General features: G+C 42.8%; 2 protein-coding genes and 3 pseudogenes. 1 reads left to right on the top strand and 4 read right to left on the bottom strand.

The window, feature by feature from the left end; all coding sequences use genetic code 11:
• Together H8S75_RS32025 and H8S75_RS32020 are read right to left on the bottom strand one after the other, a co-directional pair.
• Nucleotides 1-287 (bottom strand): annotated as a pseudogene (locus H8S75_RS32025) (hypothetical protein); the annotation flags it as partial.
• A gap of 143 nt (nt 288-430) precedes the next feature.
• Nucleotides 431-831 (bottom strand): annotated as a pseudogene (locus H8S75_RS32020) (helix-turn-helix domain-containing protein); the annotation flags it as partial.
• Between the two features lie 1,147 nt (nt 832-1,978).
• Between H8S75_RS32020 and H8S75_RS33705 the strand changes: the two are divergent.
• Nucleotides 1,979-2,161, top strand: a pseudogene (locus H8S75_RS33705) (sporulation initiation factor Spo0A C-terminal domain-containing protein); the annotation flags it as partial.
• A 145-nt stretch (nt 2,162-2,306) separates the two neighbouring features.
• Here the strand turns inward: H8S75_RS33705 and H8S75_RS32010 are convergent.
• Nucleotides 2,307-3,455: a sensor histidine kinase gene (locus H8S75_RS32010; RefSeq protein WP_187024929.1), complete on the bottom strand. Its 1,149-nt coding sequence runs from the start codon at nt 3,453-3,455 to the stop codon at nt 2,307-2,309.
• Nucleotides 3,442-3,735 (bottom strand): winged helix-turn-helix domain-containing protein (locus H8S75_RS32005; RefSeq protein WP_187024928.1); only part of this gene is annotated, 294 nt, incomplete at its 5' end. The genes H8S75_RS32010 and H8S75_RS32005, both read right to left, overlap by 14 nt.

The raw sequence follows: 3,735 nt of genomic DNA, 5'->3' as shown, positions 1-3,735 counted from the left end.
TTCCTTAAACTATAGACGCCGGCCTGTTCCAGGCAAACCGCCCAGATACTGTTGTCCGGGGCAAAGCCAAAATCCAGAAGCGAAACCGAGGCGTCCAGCTCCAGATTCTGTTTCAAAAACTTACCGTCATCAATGTTCATTGCTGCCAGATAGGACGTGCCATCTTCCTCCAGACAGCACATATAGGCCATATCATCTTTGAGCAGAAGTCTTTCAATTCCTGTCACTGAGTCCGGAATATCAAAAAAGTCTGCAACATAGGAAGAATCCGGCTGCATGGCATCCATGCGGTTCCCACAGGCTGTTATGGTAAAAATCAGTTGTTCCCAGTATTGTAAAAATCCGTCTTAACTTCTTTCTCACAGCCACCTCCATACTCTAAAATTACCTCCTTTCATATAAAAATTGCCTGCTCTATCAGGCAGTTTAACTTCTCCATATGATAGCGTTTCCAGAGCTGCCCCGGTACGTCTACACCTGTGCTTTCACCAGCCGGAATCTGTCCAGAGAAACGGACCTCCGGTTCCAAGCCGAGGTAAACTTCCGGCTTGTCAAATGTGTTAAACATTGTTATATCCCTCCTGTACTCTTAGGGTGTATTCCATACGTTTCTTTGAAAGCCCGTGTAAAATTCGCGTGGCTTGTAATGTCATAGTCCAGGGCAACGTCAAGTATTCTCTGTTCGGTATTACCCAGATTTTCAATCACCTTTGCCAGGCGGCGGAGCTTCACATATTCCTGAACCGGTTTCTTTACCAGCCGCTTGAATAAACGTTGAAAATAGAAAGGGGACAGGCCGGCGATATTTGCCAGTTCTTCCGTATAAATTTCTCAATACGCTTTTCCAGGAAATCACACTGTGCTATACTAAACATGATATCACTTTTTCAATGCCTGTTTGATAATTTCCCCGCCAATCTCTTTCACCCGGTTCGAGTTTCATAATCCTGATTCCCATATAAAACCTTATGAAGCGCCGTGACGTTGGCCTCCATTGTTTTAGGGATCACACACCCCCACTTCCCAGATTTTCAAGAGTGACCGTCTTATGTACAGCAGAAAAGCCCTCGGAAGCCGCAATACTATAGCTCCCGGCATTCTTTCCCAGCTCCTAATAATCCTCCATGTCTATGCTGTTTGCAACCTGGGGCAACACAGTCTCCAGAAGGCGGTTAATTGTTAGCAATTCTGCCTGCTTCAGTTTCTCCGAATACCGCGAATAGGCAGTTTCTTGCTGTAATCGGGACAGAATCAGGCCATAATTTATATGCGCATCATAACACATTGCTTTATGTGCAGCTTTTCCCATAGTGCCCTTTTTTAATTAAATCAGTCATTGCATTCAACCGCTGTCTTACGCAGACGTCTATGTGGATAGGCTGGAAAACATACGCTTCCTCGACTTTGGATTTTATTTATCAATTTTAACGTCTGAATATCATCTAAAACAGGCGGGCCCGGTCAATGTCCGGTACCCGCCTTGTTCTATTTTAATTTGACCGTGGACATGGACGTCTATTCCATCTTCCGTCTTCAAATCCTACCGTATACCCATCGTTAAAACCCTCTCTGTATGCCCAGCGTCTTTCATTCGCACAAGGATCCCAATTGTCGCCCCAATTACCGCCCCAATTGTTTCCTCCACCAGTACTGCACCACCATGGACAGCAGCAACAGCAACCGCAACCGCAGATATTACTATTACTATTACTATTACCACAGCATCTGCAACAGCATCTGCAACAACATCTACAACAACATCTACAGCAACACATTCTTTACTCCTCCTTTTAATATAGGTTTGTACTATACTATATGGGACGAATAGACAAGGTGTTACTTCTTAATATCATTTATATTATAAGCAATCTTAATTCGACCTTTTTCGTCATAATGTATCGTTTTTTTCGCCTTGTTTTCTCTTGGACCTCCATTTTTTGCCATATAAGGTTACTATTGCGATAATATTTCAGGAGGGATTAGTAGGAAATACGAAAGAGAAACCAGTAATCTGCTTCGATGCCTTGGGAGCAATAATTCCTATAAGGGATTCCGCTATACATCCTACGGAGTCGGTCTAGACATTCATGATCCAGAATTACTAACCTACATATCGAAAGGGCTGTATGTAGAGATAGCCAGCAAATTTCATACATCCATTTACCATATCGTGAACCAATTCAAACGGACATGTAAATTCACTGCGAATTTTCAAAATGCTCACCACCTTTTTAATGTATTATATAATCGTCTGATTCCCCGCCTGTTCTATCAGGTCGATTGAAATGATAGATGTATTAAAATCGCTAAGATGCTGTGACAGAGATTTTGGATGATGCTGATGGGATTTCAATAATGAAAGCAGTGCGTCCATTACTGCTTTCAGCCCTTATCTGTCCGCCATGCAGTACAATAATATTTTTTGCAATAGCGAGCCCCAGGCCGGAGCCTCCTGTTTCGCTTAATCTCGCATTGCTTAAACGGCAGAATTTATCAAAAATCACATTGAGCTTATCCTCCGGAATTTCCCCATCATTTTCAAATCGAATCACAGTCCATGCTGAAAGCTCTATGGCTGAGACTTTGATAACGCTGTTTTCCGCACTATAAGAAATGGCATTTTTCAGGATATTATTAAACACTCTGGCCAGCTTATCAGAGTCTCCATATACAGATATGTCCTCATCCACATGATTCTCTATGATTTTTCCGCATGCATTCAACTGCGGATACAACTCATCTGAAATCTGAGCAATCATATAGAAAAGATCAACCTTTGCCTTATGAAGCGGAAGAGATTCGGAATGGCTGCGGGTAATCTCAAAAAACTCATTCACCAGGGTCCTGAGCCGGTTCGCCTTTTCCCATGCAGTATGGATATATTTTGCTTTCTCCTCATCGGGCATATCCGGTGTTTCATCTAAAAGGCTGAGATATCCTATCACAGATGTCAGTGGGGTCTTGATATCATGAGCCAGATATACCACCAGATCATTCTTCTGCTGCTCCGCCCTCTTAGCCTTATCCGCCCGTTCTGCAAGTGTCCGCTTTACATCGGCCAGTTTATGCTCCACACTCTCCAGTTCCGGAGACAGGGAAATCGCTGCCCTTTCCTCCATAAGCTTGTCAATCCCTGTTACTACCTCATCGAAATATCTTTTATATGTGTCCAACAGCATGTGGAACAACAAAAAAACAAATATGATTATGACTAACGCAAGAATAAACTGCATATTGACAGTCACTAGCTTGAAATATAACAAATCAGCTTCCATCTCACTGATTGAAAGACTACGTGCAAACCACCTAACAATCGCATCTGCCAAGTGTCCACGTGTCAGCATCCGCAGTCCAAAGACTGCAGCAACTGCTCCCACTGTAATCCATAATCCTCGGATAAACGTAATACGGCCGAGTTTTGAATAATTGTACTTTGCTTTTTTAAATTTCACCAATTTTATATCCTACCCCCCAAACCGTTTTTATATATCTGGGATTTTCCCCGGTATCCTTCATCTTCTCACGTAGATGGCGGATGTGTACGGTAATTGTATTGTTACTCTTGGTATAATATTCTTCCTGCCAGACTTCATGGAATAATTCTTCGGCACTGACAACACTGCACCTGCGCTCTAAAAGAATCCTTAATATGGAAAATTCCGTTGGAGTCAGTGACAGCGCCTCTCCATTAAGCCGGCATTCATACGTCTTAATGTTCATTGTCAATCCGGCATA

Origin of the sequence: Hungatella hominis (assembly GCF_014288005.1) — a bacterium.
GTDB classification, from domain to species: Bacteria; Bacillota; Clostridia; order Lachnospirales; family Lachnospiraceae; genus Hungatella; species Hungatella effluvii.
This window is presented reverse-complemented; position numbering and strand designations above follow the sequence as displayed.